The sequence below is a fragment of the Rhizobium sp. BK650 genome, assembly GCF_014195325.1.
GTDB lineage: Bacteria > Pseudomonadota > Alphaproteobacteria > Rhizobiales > Rhizobiaceae > Rhizobium.
This window is the reverse complement of record NZ_JACIBK010000010.1, coordinates 12,969-34,399: the sequence shown is the minus strand read 5'-3', so window position 1 is coordinate 34,399 and position 21,431 is coordinate 12,969. Positions and strand designations below refer to the sequence as shown.

General features: G+C 54.2%; 19 protein-coding genes. 9 read left to right on the top strand and 10 right to left on the bottom strand.

The window, feature by feature from the left end; all coding sequences use genetic code 11:
- Positions 1–146: 146 nt before the first annotated feature.
- Entirely contained in the window at positions 147–740 is a 594-nt protein-coding gene (locus FHX15_RS22035; protein ID WP_184400497.1) for a transglutaminase-like cysteine peptidase, read from the bottom strand.
- Between the two features lie 285 nt (positions 741–1,025).
- Between FHX15_RS22035 and FHX15_RS22030 the strand changes: the two genes are divergently transcribed.
- The 4 genes from FHX15_RS22030 (at position 1,026) to FHX15_RS22015 (ending at position 5,581) form a co-directional block, all read left to right on the top strand.
- Positions 1,026–2,477: an O-antigen ligase family protein gene (locus FHX15_RS22030; RefSeq protein ID WP_184400496.1), complete on the top strand. Its 1,452-nt coding sequence runs from the start codon at positions 1,026–1,028 to the stop codon at positions 2,475–2,477.
- Positions 2,478–2,733: 256 nt separating this feature from the next.
- The gene (locus FHX15_RS22025; RefSeq protein ID WP_184400683.1) at positions 2,734–3,942 is read left to right on the top strand and encodes a polysaccharide biosynthesis/export family protein; all 1,209 of its coding nucleotides are present in this window, start codon (positions 2,734–2,736) and stop codon (positions 3,940–3,942) included.
- Positions 3,943–4,154: 212 nt separating this feature from the next.
- A complete protein-coding gene (locus tag FHX15_RS22020; RefSeq protein ID WP_246779022.1) occupies positions 4,155–4,682 on the top strand; it encodes a hypothetical protein in 528 nt (175 codons plus the stop codon).
- 128 nt (positions 4,683–4,810) lie between these two features.
- Positions 4,811–5,581, top strand: a complete 771-nt coding sequence (locus tag FHX15_RS22015; RefSeq protein ID WP_184400494.1) for a hypothetical protein — start codon at positions 4,811–4,813, stop codon at positions 5,579–5,581.
- Positions 5,582–5,590: 9 nt separating this feature from the next.
- On the opposite strand, the gene FHX15_RS22010 is transcribed toward FHX15_RS22015, so the two are convergent.
- On the bottom strand, positions 5,591–6,424 hold the full coding sequence (locus FHX15_RS22010) for a metallophosphoesterase family protein (protein WP_184400493.1): 834 nt from the start codon (positions 6,422–6,424) through the stop codon (positions 5,591–5,593).
- Between the two features lie 256 nt (positions 6,425–6,680).
- Entirely contained in the window at positions 6,681–7,253 is a 573-nt protein-coding gene (locus FHX15_RS22005; protein ID WP_246779021.1) for an SGNH/GDSL hydrolase family protein, read from the bottom strand.
- 428 nt (positions 7,254–7,681) lie between these two features.
- Between FHX15_RS22005 and FHX15_RS22000 the strand changes: the two genes are divergently transcribed.
- Entirely contained in the window at positions 7,682–9,958 is a 2,277-nt protein-coding gene (locus FHX15_RS22000; protein WP_184400491.1) for a polysaccharide biosynthesis tyrosine autokinase, read from the top strand.
- Between the two features lie 61 nt (positions 9,959–10,019).
- Here FHX15_RS22000 and FHX15_RS21995 read toward each other — a convergent pair whose 3' ends face one another.
- The 3 genes from FHX15_RS21995 to ung form a co-directional block, all read right to left on the bottom strand.
- Positions 10,020–10,628, bottom strand: coding sequence for an alpha/beta hydrolase (locus FHX15_RS21995; protein WP_184400490.1), 609 nt, complete (start codon positions 10,626–10,628; stop codon positions 10,020–10,022).
- Positions 10,629–10,642: 14 nt separating this feature from the next.
- Entirely contained in the window at positions 10,643–11,575 is a 933-nt protein-coding gene (locus tag FHX15_RS21990) for a VOC family protein (protein ID WP_184400489.1), read from the bottom strand.
- Positions 11,576–11,702: 127 nt separating this feature from the next.
- Positions 11,703–12,395: a uracil-DNA glycosylase gene (gene ung / locus FHX15_RS21985; protein ID WP_184400488.1), complete on the bottom strand. Its 693-nt coding sequence runs from the start codon at positions 12,393–12,395 to the stop codon at positions 11,703–11,705.
- 289 nt (positions 12,396–12,684) lie between these two features.
- On the opposite strand from ung, the gene FHX15_RS21980 reads away from it, so the two are divergent.
- From FHX15_RS21980 to FHX15_RS21965, 4 genes are all read left to right on the top strand, one after another.
- On the top strand, positions 12,685–14,109 hold the full coding sequence (locus FHX15_RS21980) for a phosphomannomutase (protein ID WP_184400487.1): 1,425 nt from the start codon (positions 12,685–12,687) through the stop codon (positions 14,107–14,109).
- 43 nt (positions 14,110–14,152) lie between these two features.
- A complete protein-coding gene (locus tag FHX15_RS21975; RefSeq protein ID WP_184400486.1) occupies positions 14,153–15,580 on the top strand; it encodes a mannose-1-phosphate guanylyltransferase/mannose-6-phosphate isomerase in 1,428 nt (475 codons plus the stop codon).
- 197 nt (positions 15,581–15,777) lie between these two features.
- Entirely contained in the window at positions 15,778–16,227 is a 450-nt protein-coding gene (locus FHX15_RS31800) for a glucuronosyltransferase (RefSeq protein WP_184400485.1), read from the top strand.
- A complete protein-coding gene (locus tag FHX15_RS21965; protein WP_184400484.1) occupies positions 16,224–16,712 on the top strand; it encodes a glycosyltransferase in 489 nt (162 codons plus the stop codon). Before FHX15_RS31800 ends, FHX15_RS21965 begins: the two co-directional genes overlap by 4 nt.
- Positions 16,713–16,857: 145 nt before the next feature.
- Here FHX15_RS21965 and FHX15_RS21960 read toward each other — a convergent pair whose 3' ends face one another.
- The 4 genes from FHX15_RS21960 to FHX15_RS21945 all read right to left on the bottom strand — a co-directional run bounded on the left by FHX15_RS21960 (position 16,858) and on the right by FHX15_RS21945 (position 21,424).
- A complete protein-coding gene (locus tag FHX15_RS21960) occupies positions 16,858–18,018 on the bottom strand; it encodes an alginate lyase family protein (protein WP_184400483.1) in 1,161 nt (386 codons plus the stop codon).
- A 10-nt stretch (positions 18,019–18,028) separates the two neighbouring features.
- Positions 18,029–19,414, bottom strand: a complete 1,386-nt coding sequence (locus FHX15_RS21955; RefSeq protein WP_184400482.1) for an SGNH/GDSL hydrolase family protein — start codon at positions 19,412–19,414, stop codon at positions 18,029–18,031.
- A gap of 179 nt (positions 19,415–19,593) precedes the next feature.
- Positions 19,594–20,208, bottom strand: a complete 615-nt coding sequence (locus FHX15_RS31500) for a serine O-acetyltransferase (RefSeq protein ID WP_184400481.1) — start codon at positions 20,206–20,208, stop codon at positions 19,594–19,596.
- A complete protein-coding gene (locus FHX15_RS21945) occupies positions 20,192–21,424 on the bottom strand; it encodes an O-antigen ligase (protein WP_184400480.1) in 1,233 nt (410 codons plus the stop codon). The genes FHX15_RS31500 and FHX15_RS21945 overlap by 17 nt, the downstream gene beginning before the upstream one ends.
- Positions 21,425–21,431: the final 7 nt, after the last annotated feature.

The following is a 21,431-nucleotide window of genomic DNA, read 5'->3' as shown; positions in this document are numbered from 1 at the left end:
TAACGCCCTATCACTTTCGCTGTGACGCCGTATGCACACGGCGCGGGGTTTGGGACCCCCGGTCCTCTATCGGCGTCGCGGCCAGGCTCGGGCGAATGGACAAACCTTGTGACAGATCGCAGCTAGATGCGTTGCGACTTGGAGAATCAAATTTCGTACCATACTCGCGGGTTGTCACTCGACTGGATCATCAGCCAGCGAAGATCAGTATCTTTCCACAGCTTGATAGTGTTTGTGCGGTTGTCGAGCACCAGGTCACCGCGGTCGGTCTTGACAACAAGAACCGCATGCCCCTCGCCAGCGGGCGTCTGGGTGACAGCGATACGAAGGGCCTTCGATGACCACCCCATGGCAATGAGATGATCACGCTTTGTCAGCGCGAAATCCTCGCAATCACCCGACTTTACGTTCACCTGCCAGACATCGCCTTCATCGGGCCGATCGTTGACCGGGCGGATCGAATGGTTGACCGAGGAATTGACTCCGCGAAGCTGCTTGTCCGCGAACGGGCTCAGCGAAATCTCGGAGGCGCCGCCGCGCGCCGCACATTCGTTGGGGTTTTGCGCGCAGAACATCATATGCGCGAAAGGCGCCGAAGTCCGGCGCTTCTCCGAAATATAGCTGATCGCCGGCGTCGTCTTCAGTCCGCGGGCGAAGCCAGCGGGACCGGCAGCTTCAGCGGTCTGAACCGCGAATAGAGATGCAAGCGTCACCGCCGTAACCAGCGCATGCCTAAACATTTTCTTACCCCGTCTCGATCACCGCCACGCGGCGAGATGCCGTGCCGGTTGAAGTCCGGCTTTCAATCCTTCGGTCGAAGCTTTACGCAGCCCTAGCCGACGACGAACCATAGGCGCCGAGACATCTCGATCCGCTTAAGTGGTTCCGAACAATTTTAACGAAGGCGGGAATTTTATTCTGCAGCGCCGAATTTGGTCCAGTTTCGAGCGCTGCACAGGGGTTGCAAAAGCCGCGCAATTCTTGCACAGACGGGCATAGTGGCCCGGGGACGGCCGGCTTTCGAAATGGTGGCGGTGATGGAGAGATTGAAAACCCTAGTGACCGGCCTCTACAGCCTACTGGTGCTTGCTTCTGTCATCCCGTTCGGTCTCGTCGATGCAACGCCTTTTGCTGCCGTCGCAATCTGTATGTTCACGCTGAGCCTGATAGCGCTCTTTCTGTTCGGCGAACCCCGTCGTGGACGGTGGGTATTCGTGTGGGCACTCCTTCTCTTTATCGTCACCTCGGCTTGGATAGTGATTCAGACAATGTCTATTCCGTGGTCGTTCCTCGTTAATCCGGTCTGGAAGGACGCGAACGACCTCACCGGCGCCTCCAAGGGTACGATATCGGTCGCACCAGCTGATACGCTCGCTTCTCTCCTCTATGTCGCGCTGCCGGTCATGACTTTTTTAACGGGTCTTATCGTCGCCGATACGGATAAGCGGGCGCGCCGTATTCTTGTGGTACTTGCGATCGGCGCAGGGTTAATCTCGCTTTTTGGACTTGGCCAGTATCTGCTGTTTCCGAAAATGCTGCTGACCGAGACCAAGCGCTACTACCTTGACAGCCTCACTGCCGTTTTCGTTAATCGCAACACAGCGGCTACCTTCCTAGGCCTCGGATTTCTTCTGGCAGCCACGTTTGCTTCGGAAAACGGACGTTCCTACTTCGGCTTCTCATCAGCTCCGTCCGCCAATTTCAATGAGGGTCTTTGCTTTTGGCTGTATCTAGGCCTTGGTCTGACGTGCCTGACCGCGCTGATGCTTACCCAGTCTCGCGCTGGGCTCGGCGCGGCAGCTTTGGGCGCAATCGTTTATCTTCCCTGCCTAGTCGGGCAATGGAGCGGCAGGCGCTACAAGCAATCTCCTGCAGGTGGATCGACGCGCCGTCGGTGGCGTTTAACTGTCGGCGCAATCCTGATCATCCTTGGCTTTGTTGTCCTCTTCGGCGGGAGAGCGATCTTGCGCGCAGATCAGAGAGGCGCAGAAGACGGGCGCCTCTGTATATGGTCTGACACCATTAACGCTCTTTCGAATAGCTGGATTCAGGGAACTGGCTTTGGAACCTTCCGCACGGTCTACCCTATTTACCGGTCGCCAGAATGCGGAATTGGAGGCATCGTCGACAGGGCGCATAATTCGTATCTTGAGGGCTTCCTGACGCTGGGAATTATGTTTCCCATCGTGACCGTGGCAATTTTTGCCGTCCTCATGCGGGCTTTCTGGAAAGGCTATCAAGAGCGGCATCGGCTTAGACATTATGCTATCTTGGGTTGCTCAGCAACCTTACTGGCCGCGGTTCATGCCATGGTGGATTTCTCGATTCAAATACCCGGGTTTGCCACTTTTTTTATGGGATTTTTGTCGGCGGTCATTTCCATATGCTGCGGGCGCGAAGAAAAAGCGAGCGAAGTCGGGATAGATACATTCGCCGAGCTGCGAATTGGCGATCCGATAAAACTCGCCCAGATATGACCACATTTGATGGCCCATCAATCACACCATACCCATTAAAGAAGATCTTAATATACCTTTTGGTTGTATCTGAATTGCCGAAGAATCTCGGCGTCGCGGCCTTGCCTATTTACCATAAATGGGACAATCCATGTTGCCCTCTTGCCACAATAACCTTCTGTTAGGTATGGAATATCTGAAGGGGTCGGATAATTACTTGTCTTTTCAGTTATCGACGGGCTAGACAGTTTTCGAGCTATTAGTAAGTAGGGTGATGATGCGCATTTCTGTAACTCGCCGTAGCGGCATCGTAGCGACGATGCTGATCGTGCTTTCCAGCTGCACGTCTCTCCCGAGGTCCGGTCCCGATCACGCTGAGATCGACCGCGCTGCAGCAATTAAGGTCACGACGCCCGATCGTAAAGTCGGGATTGATTACGTTCTCATCGATCTGAACAAGGGTATTCTGCCCTATTTCGACAAGATCCCGTCAAGCTCGTTGCGGAGCGGATTCGGTGGTGGTCGCGGAGGCGCTCCAGACATCCCGCTCGGCTTTGGCGACGTCGTGCAGGTTTCAATTTTCGAAGCTCAATCCGGCGGTCTTTTCATTCCGTCCGACGCAGGCAGTCGTCCTGGCAACTATATCACTCTGCCGCAACAGACGATCGACAAGGCCGGGACGATCAGCATTCCCTATGCGGGGCGTATTCCCGCGGCCGGCCGTATGAAGGAAGAAGTCGAGCAGGATATCGAAGACAAGCTAGCAAGCCGGGCGATTGAGCCTCAAGTGGTTCTTACGACGACGACCAGCCGCTCCTCGGAAGTGGCCGTCGTCGGTGATGTTAATAATCCGCAGAAGGTCGTTCTTTCGCCGGCTGGCGATCGCATCCTCGATGCGATTTCCCAAGCGGGCGGCCTCACGACGCCGAATATTGAAACCAACGTCACACTACAGCGCCGCGGTAAAACGGCAACTGTCGCGTACGAAACACTGTTGAAGAACCCGTCAGAGAATATTTACCTCGCGCCAGGCGACACCGTTTCGGTCGAGCACGAGCGCCGGACGTTCATCGCACTTGGAGCATCCGGCATTAACAATCGTATCGATTTCGAGGATTCGAACCTAACGCTCGGTGAAGCTATGGCTAAGGCCGGCGGACTCCTCGACACACGCGCGGATCCGCGTGAGGTTGTGGTCTATCGGAAGGTCGACCGGGGTATTCTTCAGCGCCTGAACATCGATACCGGCCGATTTAAGGGCGACCAGGTGCCGGTCATCTTCCGGGCGAACCTACGCGATCCTGCGACCTTGTTCGCGGCTCAGGAGTTCCGCATGATGGACAAGGACGTCCTTTATATCTCCAACTCGAATTCTGTTGAGCTCGTGAAGTTCCTCGACATCGTGAACTCGGTCACGTCCACGGTCAGGGGCGTTTCTAATGATGCCCTCGATACCAGGGAAGCGGTCCGAGGTCTTGGAGATTAGAGAATTTAATACTTGGAACGCCTCATATGGATTGGCTGGGGGCCTCAATCGAGCTTTCGATATAAGCTCTAACATTGAAGGGGTTAGGTGTGATGAAAACAGGCAAATTACAAAATGGCGCCGCTGCGTTGGCGTTTGCGACGCTATGCTTTGCGACATCGTCTTTCGCAGGTAACTGCTTTTCGGGTCCCGGTGCGGCGAGTGGTTCGCAAATGGACGCCTTCAAAGCCAAGCCGGCAAGCATTCTTATGGGCAATCCGTCCGACAGCTTGCTCGTCGGCGCGGTCCGCGATTTAACTGCTACGGAGACCGATGTGACGGCCATGCTGCTTGCAGTGGCAGCCGATACGGCGACAACTGATGCTCAAAAAGCAGCAATCGGCGCAGGCCTCGGCCGCGCGGTGAACGTCTGCCGGCCACAGCATCCCGATCTTGCGGACCAAATTTCGGCTGCTGTCGCTGCGGCAATACTTAGCAATCCCGCTCTCGGGAGTTTCCGCACTGCATTTGAATCATCTCTAGCCGGCCAGACGGCTGTTGCAGCCCTTGGCGGCGCAGGCGCAGGCGCCGGCCCGGCCGGCGGCGGAGATATTGGCAGCCCGGGTGCAACCGGCCTCGGTGGGCCGACCGCCGCTGAAGACGGCGGCGCCACACAAGGCCCGGGATCGCTGCAGACTGGGGCTTCTGGCGGCGGAAACTTTACGATCACCCGCACGTCATCGGTCAGCGGCAGCATCTAGTCTGCTTTGCACGTCTCTTTCATCAAGGGAGGCTACGAGGTCTCCCGCCTTCCTTTCAAAGATATGCTCTTCTGCGGGCGCAGTGTCGGCAGTGGAGCAGGTCGCTCCGCTCTCGGTCAGCATAGCATATGTCTCAGCGCGCTAATGCACGTGGTCGAACTGGATTAACTGCGACAAGCTCAACCGTGCTTCCCCGCTTGTCTCCATTAGCGGCCTCCTTCTCTTCTGTCGCCGTCGCACTGCTGGTTTTCGCTGTTTTGAATATCGAGCAATCAGTGCGTTTTGCGGATGTTTTTCTTGTTGCTGAACGGATCGAACAATCTGGGAAGGTAAGCACGGAGACCCTTGAGAAGACGGCTATCAAAGCAGATCTGATCGTCCGCGGCGGGTACTGCCGCTCAGATATCGTAATGGCAGGGACAACCTTAGTCCTTAAACGATTGGATACCAGGAATGAAATCACGGATTATGGTGCATGGGCGAAGGCAGCCGAAGAAGCCGAAGGATACATGCGCCATGCCGTCTCTTGCATGCCGACCGAAAGCAATCTCTGGCTGAGACTCGCAGTTGTTCGTGCAGTCATCGTTCAAGAGCCGAGGGCGATTGCGCGCCTGATGACGATGTCCTCCACGCTTGCTCCTGTAGACGAGAATGCCCTCCTTGCAAGACTATATTTCTGGAACCACTTGAATGCCACAACGCTAGAGAATGCTCAAACTTCGGTTGAACGCGATCTGAGCATTTTGATGAAATTTGGGAACACCCAGAAGATCGGTGCAGCCTTGCGCGCGATCAGCGCTGCCCTCGTACCTTATTTGAAGGAGGCAGGAACTAAACTTACGCCGGAAAAAAAGATTTCCCTCACGTGGTTCGGCCTTAATCTAGATGAACTGCCTTAGGAATGGGTTTCAGGCAATTAAGACGGCTTGACGGTTCATAATGCGGAGTGCCGTAAGCTTGCCTGTCGCGAATGCCCCCGTATCGATGGCGATCCGACCATTTCCCACAAAAGGTCGTTGAACTGGGGTATGCCCATGGACCACGAGCAACGGTAACTCTGGGCCCCGCGTTAGAAATGGCTCACGTATCCAGAGCAAATCCGAATCCTTCTGTTGCTGCAACGCGACGCCGGGCCTTATTCCGGCGTGAACGAAAACGACGTCGCCAATCGTCAACATAGAAGGCAGATTTTCCAAGAATTCGCGGTGTTGAGCGGGAACAGACTCCTCTAGAGCACGACGCAGTGCAGAAGCTCCACCGTGGCTCATTAAATATGCGGCATCCACGCCGTAGGAGGCCAGAGTTTGAGGGCCAGCAAAACGTAGCCATTCCGCATAGGCGGCGGGTCTGGTCAGCAATCGTCGGAATTCCTCCTCGTGATTGCCACAAAGCGCGATCCGTTCGAACCCTTCTGGAGGCCGGCAAAGATGTTCTATGACTTCTCTCGAGCTGCGGCCACGATCTATATAGTCACCGAGCATCACGACGAGCGTTCTCTCAGCGTGGACGGCGGCATCCTCCCGTATGCGTTCCTCCACCTGGAGGAGTTGATCGTAGCAGCCGTGCACATCGCCGATCGCGTAAACGGCGCGAAACTCATCAGGTTCTAAAGTAACCCTTGCTCGGACCTTTGAGGGTGGTTCTGACGGCGGTGCACTGTCTCCTCTTAGGAATTTCGGCAGCCAGGACCAAGAGCCAGTTCGAAGGGTGTTGGTCGTGCGTCCTATTTGCGGCCTCGCCATGATAATTGCTGTACAACGCGCCAGTGGGGGCCACCGACATCCTTAGGTTGGATCATATGTCGCCGAGAATGAACAAACCTCTTCTGAGGCTGTAGCGCGCAAAGTTGAATAAATTCAGAACGTCAAAAAACCATTTAGGATAAAAAGCCGCGTTTAGACATGAATAGCGACCATTGGTTCGATGGAGCTGATAGCTGCTATTCAATGGTGCTGTAATAGCACCCTTACCCATTCCCTTGAAAGGAAAGGTTCGGGCCTAATTTCGACAACGGCCAGCCGTGATTCTTTCAACCAGTCCCGGGACAATGATAGCGGAAGCCATCTGTGGCTTCGGGTGCGCGCCATCCGGAATAGCTGCGGAGAGTTCGTCTGAAGAAAGGCGCGCCCAAGCGGGCCGATTGTCGTGAAACTCCGCGCCGAAATCCTCAGCAAGCTTGTGATGTGCGTCAATATAGTGATCAATGAATGGCCGGAGAAAACCTCTGAGGCCAATGAATGGGTTCATTGCCATTATGATAATGCGAGTGTTGGGAAGCTGCCGTCGCAACTGGCCCAAAACCTCAGCCATATTTCGACGGCTGTGGGCTATACTCATAAAGCGATTTAACGCTGCGTCGTTTGCGTAAAATTCGATCACCACGATGTCGGGACGTCTTGCTACCACCTCCTGTACGTTGGTCAAAGCCCAGTCAGAGGTAGCGCCGCTACGGGCAACCGATTCAACCGATACGGATTGCTTCATACATGAACGGAGCGCGTCCTCTAGCGGCTGCTGCCAACCGCCACGCGCGGTGAGAGACGTTCCGAAAGTCACGACTTTGATGGGCATATCTGACGCCTTGCTGAAGCGGCAACTTTGCCCACAGAGCAAAAACAAAGCCGTACTCAGCACTATGCATGCTCTGGCCCAATGTTGCATATGAAATTCCCGAACTGGTGAAGGCTCCCAACCACTGCACTGCGACATCTGCTGGAGTGGGTAGCCTATTTTGAAAAAAGTGATCTAGCCGGCCGCTGTTTTTTTGCACTGCAGCGAAGAATGCTGTAGCGTACGAGCCTACGAAGACCAAAGCGCACCGATCCTACGTTTTCGGTTCGCTCATCGCAAAGGATTTAGATGAGGAAGCTCAATAGGATTGCGTTTTTCTAGCGGGGAATGTTAATGGCAGCGCTACGCACAGTACGACAGATTGCATTGCTTACGCTCGATCGCCGGTTTTAGATTGGCTTCGACTGGTTTGCTAACGGAGGCCCAAATTGCTATCGCCAGATAAAGTCTCGCCTCATGCCGATGAAGATTGGGAAAAGACAGAAACGAGCGAAGTCATCGATGTTGAGCGACTCATTGCAATCGCCCGGCGCCAATGGCGGGTCTTCGGAACATGTGTCGTTCTTTTTGCAGTACTGGGATTGGTTTATATCGTCACTGCGGTTCCGCGTTACACCGCTTTTACAAGCGTTCTTATAGACCGAGGCAACAGTGAGATTGTTAACCAGCTCTCTAACGTAGGTGTGCCGGTAGAAGACGATGCATCTGTGCTGAGTGAAGTGGAGCTCTTTAAGTCCGATTCCATCAGCTTGGCGGTCGTCGACAAACTCAAGCTTCTCGACAATCCGGACTTCTCTTCACCTGCCACTTCGCCCATAAGCTTCGTTCGTTCGCTCCTTAACTTTCGCACTTGGTTTGCGAGTGACGATGTTGTCGCTGATGACGCTGACACTAGACGACGTGACGCTGCCGACGACATCATCGAGAATATGGACGTTGAGAGGATAGGTCGTTCGTACGCGCTCTCCATTAGCTACACTTCGACATCCCCGGAGCTTGCCTCACAGATCGCTACGTCGATCGCCGAAGCCTACCTCGTCGACAAATTGAACTCGAAATATGACGCCACACGTCGCGCCAGCGACTGGTTGCAGGAGCGTATCGACGAACTCAAACAAAAGGCACTCGACTCAGATCTTGCCGTTCAGAAGTTTCGCACAGCAAATGGACTTGTCTCAACTGGCGGGCAATATCAGCTTTTGAGCGACCAGCAGCTTTCGGAACTGACGACGCAATTGATCACCGCGCAAGCCGAAACCGCCAAGGCACGCGCCAAGTATGAGCGCGTAAAATCGATCATTGATAGTAAGCGGACCGACGCAATTGTAACCGACGTTCTCGATAGCTCGATCTCGAATGATCTCCGCAAGAAGTACTTGGAGGCGTCCAAAATAGAAGCCGATATTTCGGCTCGACTAGGACCCGATCATGTCCAGGCGGTTCGATTGCGTAGCGAAATGGCGGAATATCAACGGCTGATGTTCGAAGAGCTAAATCGTATCGCGGAAAGCTATCAGAGCGAACTTCAAGTCGCACTGAGCCGTGAGAAATCTCTTCAGGATAGTGTAGCACAGGCGACCGGCGTGGCGGCGAATGCCGGCGAGACCCAAGTCCAACTGCGCGAACTTGAGCGTACGGCAGAAACCTATCGCAACCTTTACCAGACTTTCCTCCAACGTTTCCAGGAAGCGACGCAACAGCAGTCCTTCCCGATAACTGAGGCTCGTATCATCACCAAGGGGCAGGTGCCAACGTCGCCGAGCGCACCGAAGAAGCCACTGGTCCTCGCGCTCGCCATGGCGTTCGGTGCAGTCGTTGGGGGCGGCATAGGCGCCTTCCGCGAATTCCGGGATCGTTTCTTCCGAACTGGCGAGCAGGTTCGGGAGGTGCTCTCGCTGGAATATATTGGCCATGTACCGGCGATCGACGCCAAGGAAGCCGCCAGCGATGTGAGTAGCGAGCGGGAAGCAGTTCGAGCGGTGATAAATGGTGGCGGGGTTAACAACTACGTAGTCAATCATCCGCTCTCGGCTTTCGCCGAGACTATGCGCAGTGCGAAGATTGCTGTCGACATGGAGAACACTAGTTCGCCCTGTAAGGTCATCGGCATTATCTCATGCCTTCCCGGCGAAGGTAAATCCACAGTCGCAACCAATCTGTCGCAGCTTCTCGCAATGCAGGGTGCTCGCACCCTTCTGATCGATGCCGACCTTCGTAACCCAGGAGCAACACGCGCCATCGGTCGGCATGCCGAACTAGGCATTCTGGAGGCATTGCTGGAAGGAAAGCCGCTCAAGGATCTGCTGCTTCTCGACAGCAAGACAAAGCTCGCCTTCCTGCCGGCCGTGGTCAAGCGTCGCGTGCCCCATTCCTCCGATCTGCTCTCTTCGCCCATTATGGCAAATATGCTGGAAGAACTGAAAGCGCATTTCGACTACATTGTTCTCGACCTGCCACCGGTAGGACCGGTCGTCGATGCCCGCGCAATCAGCCCGATGCTGGATGCTTCCTTGGCCGTCATCGAGTGGGGCCGCACATCACGGCGCGTCGTTCGCACGACCTTCGCGGTTCAGCCAGAACTCATGCAAAAATGCATCGGCGTCGTCTTGAACAAGGTCGATACGGAGAAGCTGAAGCTTTATCGCTCCTATGGTTCCGGCGAGTATTATTACAATCGCTACTCCGCCTATTATCACGAAGCGTAAATGCGCTTATCGAGCGAAATCTAGAAAAATTATGCGGCGAATTCGCCGCATAATTTTTTTATCACATCAGTCCCGAGAAGAACGCGCCGATGGCCTCGATCTCATTGGGCCGGATGTCGTGTCCTCCCGAGTGCCATACCGTCTGCACTTGCGCATTCTGACCCTCGAAATATGAGGAAAGCGCTTCGGTCAAGGCGACCGGTGAAATCGGATCACGCTGGCCTGCCGTAATTAATATCCTGCGGCCGACAAGATCAGGATTAGCACGTGGCCGGAACGGGATGAGCGGATGGAGCAGAGCTGCCGCATCGAACAGGCCATTCTCGATAAGCACGTTCGCCAGAATGTTGGCGCCGTTCGAAAATCCCAACCCGAGAATTGTGGATGCGTTATGTGCTGCCGCCAAATCCTGCACATAGCCGCTCATCTTTTCGGTCGCCCGCGCAAGGTCAGCCATGTCATAGACACCCTCCCCCGTGCGTTTGAAAAATCGGGCTGCCCCATATTCAGAGACATCGCCACGTGGCGAAACGACGGTCGCTTGCGGCAACAATCGCCTGCCGAAATTGAAGAATTGATTCTCGTCGCCACCCGTCCCGTGAAGTACGAAAAGGATAGGATTGCCGGGTGCACCGGCATGCAGCCGGTGCACATAGCCATTTTCGGTCATTGATCTAGCTCCAATTACGCTTCGAGGGGCTGCAGATGCTGCTCGATAAGAGCGCGCAGATGAGCATGCTGTTGCGGCAGCTTCAATGCCTCGCCCAGATGGGCTGTATCCTCGTCGCGATCGAAACCAGGCTCGTTGGTTGCGACCTCGAACAGCACACCGCCCGGCGTGCGGAAATAGATCGCCCAGAAGTAGTCGCGGTCGATGACCGGCGTAACCTGATAGCCCGTGTCCATCAGCGCCTTGCGCACCTCAAGCTGCTTTTCGCGGTTTTCGACAGCGAAGGCGACGTGGTGGACGGAACCAGCACCCGGAAGTGCGCGGGCGATGTTAGGCATGGTCTCGAGATCGACGAGGTGCGCGCCGTTGCCGCCGGGCATGATGAACCGCTTAACGCCGTCTCGTTCTTCCTGAACCTCATACCCCATGAACTTCAGAAGTTCGGCGGTGGCGCCGTCGTCCCTCAACCGCATGACAACGGAGTGGAAGCCGCGGATGGCATGATCTTCGCTGATGCCACCATGCGTCCAAGGAGCGCGGGTATCGTCCTTCACCTCGACAAGGGCGAATCCGTCTCCATCGGGACCAGCAAAATTCAGGCGCTTTTCACCGAAAGCCTCCTCTGCTTTGAGGCCACCAACGTTAAGCTTCACCAAGCGATCGCTCCAGAAGCCGAGTGAGCCTTGCGGGACGGAGAATACCGTGGTGCCAACCTCGCCGGTGCCCGGGCGGCCCTGCGGCATCTTCGGGAAGGGGAAATAGGTCATAATCGTGCCAGGCGCCCCGGTCTCGTCACCGTAATAGAGGTGATAGACATCCGGAGCGTCGAAATTGACTGTCTTCTTGACGCGGCGCAGGCCCAGCGCATTGGTGAAGAACTGATTATTGGTGCGAGCATCCTCCGCCATCGATGTGACGTGGTGCAGACCCTTGATTTGATCGAGCATTTGAGACCCTTTCTACCCGCATCGGCGGGCTTTCGATGGGTCTTAGATGAGCCTCTCGATCCGTTTCTCATAGCCCGGCAAGCTGACACGCATTGTCTCTATTTTGTGAACGACAACGTGTAAGCGTTCAAGGACTGGCGGGAAGCTGCCAGTCGATAGGCTCTCGGCCATGCGACTGGAGAAACGCGTTCGCCTTCGAGAAATGCCGGGATCCGAAAAAACCGTTATGCGCTGAAAGCGGCGACGGATGAGGCGCTTTCAGCACCAGATGACGCCTTTCATCAACGAAAGTCGCCTTCTTTTGAGCATAGGAACCCCAGAGCATGAAAACGGCAGCATCGCAATCTTCATTTACCTTGCGGATGACGGCGTCGGTAAATCGCTCCCAGCCTTTGCCCTGATGCGAGGCAGCCTGAGATTCCTCCACTGTCAGCACGCTATTCAGCAGCAGCACTCCCTGCCGAGCCCAATGTTCCAGAAAGCCGTGCCGCGCCGGTGGAATACCGAGATCCGTCTCCAGCTCCTTGTAAATATTTATGAGAGAGGGCGGTATACGCACGCCCGGCCGCACGCTGAAACAGAGCCCGTGCGCTTGCCCCACGCCATGATAAGGATCCTGCCCGAGGATTACGATTTTAACCTTCGCAAGCGGGGTCAGGTCTAGGGCTCGGAAATATTCACTTCCTCGGGGAAATATCCGCCGGCCGAGTTCCTTCTGCTCCAGCAGGAAGATCTTAAGCTGCTGCATATAGGGACTTGCGAACTCGCCGGCGAGAGCCGCCTTCCAGCTCTCATCTAGAGTGACTGACGTCTCGCTCACGACGCACACCTCCGGGATCAACACACCTGATTTAGGATAGCCGTTCTAGCAAAAATGCGCGAACCTGCAACACGGCAATAGTCACAGTGGATATTGCCAATCTCGAGTAGGGAGCAACTGTCATAAGTCGGAAATCTATTAGTATTGGCAAAATCGCTAGCAACAATACTCAAAAGATGGCAATACTTTGCTTATGCCGCCAGCCGGGCTTAACTATCTCCTGATTTTGCTGTTTACAAAGCAAATCAACGCGGTAGAAACGGCCGATCACAGCGCGAGGATGTTTCGCATGAAGTTTGGAACAAGCGGCCTTCGCGGTCTGTCGGCGGATCTCAAGGGACGGTCGTCGGCGCTTTATGCTACGGCTTTCGGCAGATATCTGTTGCAGAGCAAGAAAGCAGAACAGGACGATGTCATCCTGATCGGGCGTGACTTCCGCGGCTCCAGCCCAGAAATCGCAGGCAACTGTGCGGGGGCGCTCGCAAGCTTAGGTTTTAAACTTTTCGACTGCAAAACCGTTCCCACGCCGGCCCTTGCGCTTTATGGCCTCGAGAGAAGGGCCGCATGCCTGATGATAACGGGTTCGCATATTCCAGCTGACCGCAATGGCATCAAGTTCTACCGTCCCGACGGCGAGATCGACAAAGCGGACGAAGTTGCCATTACCCGGTTGGCAGCCGAAATCGAAGCCGCAGGCGACGCTGTCATCAGCACGCCAGCTCCCTTCGAAGATCACTCTGCGCATTGCCTGCAGCTGTTTTTCGAGCGCAATACAGCCCTCTTGCCTGAAGCCGCGCTTGCTGGGATGAAGATCGGCGTCTATCAGCACAGCACTGTCGCCCGCGACCTTATGGTCGATATCCTCGCCTACTACGGTGCAGAGGTCGTCGCCTTTGGCCGGTCCAAAACCTTCATTCCGGTCGATACCGAAGCTGTTTCGGAAGAGACGATCGCACTTCTGAAGAGTTGGGCCTCTACACATGGCCTCGACGCGATTGTCTCCACCGATGGCGACGGCGACCGCCCCTTGGTTGCTGACGAAACCGGGGTGCCGCTGCGCGGCGATCTTCTCGGGATTATCGCAGCCAACTTCCTGGGAGCCCATACTGTCGTTACGCCGGTCACCTCCAATTCCGGCATCGAGGCAGCAGGGCCTTTCAACGTTGTCCGCACTCGCGTTGGCTCTCCCTTCGTGATCGCCGGCATGGAAGAGGCCGTCGCAGCAGGCAAGGACCTGGTCATGGGCTTCGAGGCAAATGGCGGGCTACTGACAGCAACGTCCTTCGATATCAACGGGCGCAGCGTGCGGGCGCTGCCCACACGCGATTGCTTCCTGCCGATGCTGGCAACGCTTTCGCTTGCCGCAATTCGCAAAGAGCCGCTTTCGATCATTGCCGCCTCATATAAACTGCCCTTTGCGGCGGCAGACCGTCTTGAGAATTTTCCGCTCGAAACCAGCACAGCATTGATGGCCTACCTGCATGGATCGGACACTAACCTGACAGAATTCCTGCAGCCCATTGGTGAGGTCGGTTCGAAAAGTGATATTGACGGTTTGCGCGTGATATTGCGCGACGGTCGCATCATTCATTTCCGTCCGTCCGGCAACGCACCTGAAATGCGGTGTTACGTAGAAGCCGGAGATGCGGCAGCCGCCGTGAGCCTTTTGAATGCGGGATTGACCCGAATTAGGCGCTGGGCAGAAGCGCGCTAATCATGCGACAAATGTGGCCGTTCATTTCGAGGTAGAACATCCTATGACACAGAAAATCGTCCCCGTGATCATGGCTGGTGGCAAGGGCACACGTCTGTGGCCACTCTCACGCGCAACAGCCCCGAAGCAGTTCATCCAGTTCGTCGGAGACAAGACGCTGTTTCAGGAAACACTGATCCGCGTTGCCGATCCGGCGCTTTACGAGGCTCCCGTCGTCGTGACGAATGAGGATTTCCGCTTCCTCGTTGCGGAACAGGCCCGCGAACTCGATATTCGCCTCACCGCTGTGTTGCTGGAGCCTGTCGCTCGCAATACGGCTGCGGCAGTGGCAGCGGCTGCAAGACTGGCTTCCGAGCATTTCGGTAAAGACGCAATCATCCAGATGCTGGCATCCGATCACGAAATTCTGGCCGACCAAGCCTATTTCGATGCCATTCGTATAGCACGGGATGCGGCCATAAACGGCAAGCTCGTCACCTTCGGCATCACGCCGACGGAGCCGGCAACCGGCTATGGTTATATAGAGGTCGGCAAGCAGCTTGCGGGCGGTACCCACGAAGTCAAGCGCTTTGTTGAAAAGCCAGTTCGCGAAAAAGCCGAGGAAATGCTTGCCGCCGGCGGCTTCTACTGGAATTCTGGCATCTTCATGTTCCCGGTTTCTGAACTGCTTTCCGAAATGCAGGACTATGCACCGGATGTTCTGAAAGCAGCCAGCAAAGCTGTTTCAAACGCGACGCACGATCTGGACTTTACGCGTCTCGATGCTGAGCAATTCGCAAAAAGCCCTGACATCTCCATCGACTACGCGATAATGGAAAAAACGTCCAAAGCGGTGGTCGTGCAGTCTGCCTTCAAATGGTCAGACCTCGGCAGCTGGGATGCCATATGGAAAACCGGCGTCCAGGACGAAAACGGTAACATTGCCGCTGCCAACACCACTGTTGTCAACACCCGTAACTCCCTCGTCATGACCCATGGTGTGCATCTCGCCGTTCAGGGCATGGACGATGTAGCAGTCATTGCCAGCGAGGATGCCGTCTATGTCGGCCCGCTGAAGGAAAGCCAGCAAGTCGGTAACCTCGTTAAGCTGCTCGCCGGTCAGAAAAAGACGTCGAAGCTGACGGAGACACACCCGACCTCCTACCGTCCCTGGGGCGGCTACACGTCGATCTTCAACGGCGACCGCTTTCAGGTGAAACGGATTTTCGTGACGCCCGGAAAAAAGCTGTCGCTGCAGAAGCACCACCATCGGTCCGAGCACTGGATCGTCGTGAAGGGAACGGCCGAAGTCACGATCGGCGACAATGTGCAGATGTTGCGCGAAAACGAGTCGGTCTATATCCCCCTCGGGGAAGTCCATCGCCTCGCAAATCCTGGCAAGATTCTGCTGGAACTCATCGAGGTTCAGACCGGTTCCTATCTCGGCGAAGACGATATAATTCGTATCGTGGATGAGTTTGGTAGAAATTAAGCCATAGTTTTCGCGGTCTTTAGGACCTCTGCAGGATCAGGCAGCTTCTCTACGATTGTGCAATGCAGCAGACTTGAATATGTTTGCTGCGTTGCAGTGGCGCGCCGGGCGTGCTGATATTCGCGACATCGTTAAGAGACCGCAACGACGGTTGCTTGCATTGGAAGATCGAGCAGATACGAAAGAGGATCAACGTTATGAAATCAGGGGTGTTGGCCGTTGCGTCGAGTGGCGGCCATTGGCAACAGCTTCTTCTATTATCGGAATCGTTACAAGATTTGCCGGTCACATTTGTAACCACTAAGCGGGAGCTATTGAAGCAGTCGGAAAAAACGGACGGCTTTGTTGTATATGATTGTAATCGTGACAAACCTTTACAAGTCGCTAAATGTCTTATCCAGTGTGCTCGGATAGTGTTCACCCTTCGTCCAAAAGTCATTATATCGACTGGCGCAGCGCCAGGTTTAATCTGCATCGCGTTGGGTAAATTCGTTGGCGCCAAGTCCATTTGGGTCGACAGCTTCGCTAACGTTGAACAACTGTCGATGTCGGGTAAGATGGCTCGTTACATCTGCGACCATTGGGTTACCCAATGGGAGCATTTGAGCCGATCCAGGGGCCCGATCTTCGAGGGAGCGCTTTTATGATCGTCGTTACAGTGGGTACTCAACTTCCTTTCGATCGTTTGATAATGATGATTGATGAGATCGCGCCATCGTTAAGTGAAGAAGTCTTTTCACAGATCGGCGCCGGGCACTTCAAACCCGTGAATCATTCATGGTCAGCAAATGTCGAAGCCTCTGAATTCGACCAAAAATTGAGAAGCTGCTCTTTGATCGTATCGCATGCAGGCATCGGTACAGTACTCAAAGCTTATGCTTATAGGAAGCCGATTATCTTAGTACCGAGGCTTTCATCGTTCGGCGAGCATCGTAATGATCATCAGCTCGCGACCGTTGGAGCGTTGAAGGAAAGACCAGGGATCTATATCGCTGAATCGAAAGCTCAATTGAACGACTTGCTATTGGCCGGCGACCTAAAGCCAGCTCTCGCTTCAAATGAAATCGAGAGAAGCAAACGACGGCTACAAAGCTACCTGCGTGAAGCCGTCCTTGAGGCGCTCCAGAGTTAAACTGCCGCATTGGAAGGACGCCTGGGCGCCAGCAGCAGCCCTGATAAAGATTAGCAACACTCTCGGAGGGCGTGCGAACGTTGGGCAGGAAGTCTAGCGTCCCTCAGTTTGTCAGACCCCTTCGAAATTTTCCACGTGAAAGGCGTTAGCGGTCCTCGATAACATCCATCATTTTTTTGGTCAGACCAGAGTCAATAGGGCTGACATGTTCTACCAGGTCCGAAAGCCATTCTCCCATTCGTGGTCTCTCGATCTGCTCATGCCCAACTCGCTTAGACAAAATTTCTGGGTTCCTGTACATTTCGATGGTGAAATTGATTGCGTTCAGGAGTCTGCGCTCCTCATTTGGAGAGAGGCTAACCTTGTTAGAGTCTGCCAAGTTCACAAGGATTGCCAATGCGCTCATGGCAAAACTCTGATAGTGAAGTGAGCGTGCTCCACGCCGCAGTTCCGATGGCAAACTTCCGTCATCTTGTATTTGATCAAGCCCGGAATGGAGCACCATCATCGCCCAGTCGAACTTAGCGGCATCCTGAACGTGGACCGCGAGCATTCCAACAGCCGCGCCCGCCCAATATCGTGTGTTGGCGTTGTTATCCAGCCACTTGTATTTTTCTTCGCGGGGATTGAGGGGTGGTGTGAATTCGCCGATGAACACGTCGGAGAGACGAGAAAACCACCTCTTCACCGAAACCTGTTGTTCCGAGCTGACAGCGAAATGCTCAGATGCGATCGCGAAAGCTTGTGAGAACTTGATTGCACTCCATATTCCCACCAACACCGCTTGACGGCGGCCTCCAAGATTATTGTCGTCTAAATTGCCCAACAGAGCGTCGTTCTCTGAAAAGACGTAAATCTGACGCATTATGCATTCGGCTATTGTGGCGTCTTCTGATGGACGCGAACCGAGTTGTTGGATTAGCGACGACAAATTGGCTTTCGCCTTATCGAGCAGAGCAGTCCGCCTGACGTAGGCAGCCATGGCCTTCGGGTCCACCGCGGACTGCGTCTTTCCCTCTTGATAGAACGTGAAGAATTGAGACATATCCGTCATCGGAGGAACGGTTTGGCACCGGAACGGCGTTCGAGGTATCACCGCATACCCTTCTACGGACTTCATTAACTTCGGGGGGAAGCGCAAAAGCTCCTCTCCGCTGACGCTACTCGCAGATGATGCGATACAAATCAGAGGAAGAAGAACAATCAAGAATCTATTGGCATAAGAAGATGCCAATTTGTGGAGCGTTTTCTTCTGAGACAAATAGCGACCCTGCCAAGGTTGAATGAAGCCTTCAGATTTGCTCATGAACCCGACCTCAAGCAATATTCCACGCGGAACGGGGGTCCGAAGCCTTACGGAGGACCGGCTGACTAATTTTGAGAGTTCCGGACCCGGTCGCTTGACGATCAAACTGAATTGAGAACGGCCGCGTGTCGATCCGCAAGGCTTTCGGGTTAATTTGCTCCGGAATCTGGAATCGGCAGATTCTGAACCACCCAGAGAAGCCGTCGTCACCTAGGGGAAGATTTTGGGTTTTTGCATCCGGGTTGATTAAGCCACCACGCGCGACATAAGGCTGCGTGCCATCTACTGCAATTTGCAACTCCAGACTTAGCCATCCGATCCATGACGAAGCCTCGACGAAGAGCAGAGCTTCCAACCAATCCTTCCCCGGCACAATACCCGAAGCGCTAAGATCAAGGGAGTTAGACGTGCAGAAACGCCATTGTTCGACACGATTTTCCGATTTTGTACCGCTCGGAATAAATGTGATAACCTGCTTTTCGTGGCCCTGTTCGGACATTTCTTTGGAGCAGTGAGCGATACTGTCGCCTGCAACACGAATAATTCTATGGTCTGTTGCGACCTCACCGATGACCGCCCCGGGGGTCTTACTGCCTTCCGTTCCACGTAAGCCAAAGTTCGGCCACATGTTGCCGCTGGAATGTTGATCAGGATTAACCGCATCAAAGGGCTTAACCATTTCCTGCAAGATTGGCAGCAGCGTGAGTGCGATAGCCCTGGCCCCTTTCGGATTTGGATGGATCACATCGCCGCCGAACAGGGTGAAATCGAAGGCGGGATAATTGAAGCCCGATTTCGTGAGGTCACATATCCTTAGACCGGTCCTACCATCCTGACTAAGGAGCCAATCGTTGACCGCAGTTACTACCAGTTGCTTCGGGTGACCCTCCGGCCAACTCTTCCTATCGGTAATGGTCTGAACCACCACCCATATCCCGCTGCGGATCAACATACTGATCTGTTGGTCTAAGAGGGCGATAAGCTCTGCGGCATTCACCCCCCCCGAGATATCATTAGTTCCGATATCCAAATAAACGATATCCGGAGCTCGGGCTATGACGTAAGGCGTTCGGGGGAGTGTTCCTGGGGCGTGGCCGTCACGAACTATATGATCACCGCCGACGCCCTGAAACGCGCCGGAGACAAAGTTGTTTTTCCCGAGATTGTTGTTGGGATCAATAAATACATCCAGGTTGAACCGCTGATCCCACAAACGGATCCACGGCAACACGCCCCTGGCGTTGCTCGCGTTCATATCTCGTGGGATCTCGTTCACGAGAATACCCCAACCGGCGCGCTGGATAAATGAGTGCCCAAAACCAAGAACTTTCGCACCGGACGCAAGCGGTAAGTCGGGTGGTGAATGATCCCGATCACCATGCGCATCCTTGGCCATAATATCTGTTACGCACGAGAAACTCACAGCTGCTATCGCAGCGCAACTCTTCAGCATAGATCGGCGATTAATCATTGCGGCTCTCTTCGACAAATCCACACCGCTCATATCCGGACGACACCGCATGCAGGGTGTCAGGTCTGCGGTTCTAGCCCTAGCACTGGTGGCTGCCTCGACAGCTACATCTTGAAATCTATCCGTGCATCGTAATTGGGCGGAGGCATCCTCGACGTGACGAGGCGTGCGGGCACTCCAACCGCGGTTGCACCAGGAGGAACATCCCTAATGACAACAGCATTTGCACCAATCACGGCCCCATCTCCGATCCTTATTGGCCCCAATATCTTAGCTCCTGCGCCAATATCGACATTGTTTCCTATATTTGGCACGTCGTTAGGATGGGTGACCGATCTGTTCCCAATGGTTACGCCTTGGCGTATCCTCACGTTATTTCCGATCCGAGTGCTTGAATGAATGATCACGCCCCCAAAATGTTCAATCACGAAGGCCCTTCCCATTATCACGTTTGGTCCTATGTAAATTCCAAAGAGGACTTCTGAAACCTTAATCAATATGAGATGGAACAGCTTTGCCACCCAACGGAACGGGCCGATCTTGCTGCGACTAGTTGCGTAACCAAAGCGGTGGATTAGGCACGCATAGAATCCTTGTGCCAGAAGTGGTCGGCGGTAGGCCTTGTAATCCGATACGATATTTGCAAACACCTCAGATCCTCGTCGGTATACGTGGGCATCAATGACCTCATCAAACCTGGGCTCAGGGCCTGAGGTCATAATCTATATGGGGTAATCCTCGTGCTGGTAAATACGCGCTTTTCCGAATTCGGCTGTTAAGATTCCTTGAAGGCGCCTGCTTGATGCCGCCTGCCTTTAGATATGCCTGCGGCCGGGCAAAATTGAATACCGCCAAAACAAGAATGAACGGCGTGACGCCGGAGCTGATCGCGTTATCCGTTTTGCAATAGATAAAGAAGCTAGCAACAAGACTGATATACATTAAGCTTCTTGCTGCTGCGAAAAGGTACAGGTACCTGACAAAAATCAAAGCCATTATGCTAAATATCAGGCAGGCGCCGATGTATCCTGTCTCAAGCGCGACTCTAAGGTATTCATTATGGGCGGCGATCGTGGCCGCTTTCACCATAACCTCATCCGGGACAACGGTAATCTGGTGTCCCAAACCAATGCCAAACCAGGGATACTGATTTAAAACTTGATCCAATGCTTCCCAAAGCAAATCTCGGCCGCTGAGGGAGTTGCTCTCGAACCGATTGAGTATGCCGGTCCCGACGGAGAAGAATGCAGACGCGCCGACAATTACCAAAGCGAACACAGATAAATATGCCTGAACTAGGCTTCGTGCATAGAAAGAAAAATAAACGACTAGGCAAATCCCGAGTGCCAACGCCAGAGGCATACGCGCCGCGCTAAGCAGAAGGATTACGAGATTTGTAATCGTCAGTGCGAAATACCGCTTATCAAAAAAAACCGCACATAGGATTGCTGCGACGCTGCCGATATATCCAAAGGAACCCAAACCAGCCGGAATAGAGGCGGCCTGCAAGCGCGTCACGCCTAGGAAATCCGTATACCACAGGGTATGGATCCCTGCGGCGTTATAGAGGATTCCCAAACCAACACAAACCACGGGAGTCCAGGCACAGAGTCGAAGGAGAAACGTGCGGTCTCTTTCCAATGGGATCCCAAGTAACAGCATGAATATGGAAAGGAGCGAAAACGCGCTTTTGAAATATCGACCGAGATCGAACTGGTTATAAGATGTGAGAAAGGCACATGCGACCGTGGTCAGCATGATCAATGTGACGCAAATCACGTTGAATCTGTCGACTTTCCTAGTCAAAACAAAGGCTAAGCCCGCCACAAATAGAAGCGACTTCTCAATCTGATTGGCTGACGAAACGAGGCCGATAGACTGTAAGTTTATGAGGATTACCGCGAAGTAGAGTCCCAGGAAAAATCGGAATATCATTCTGACA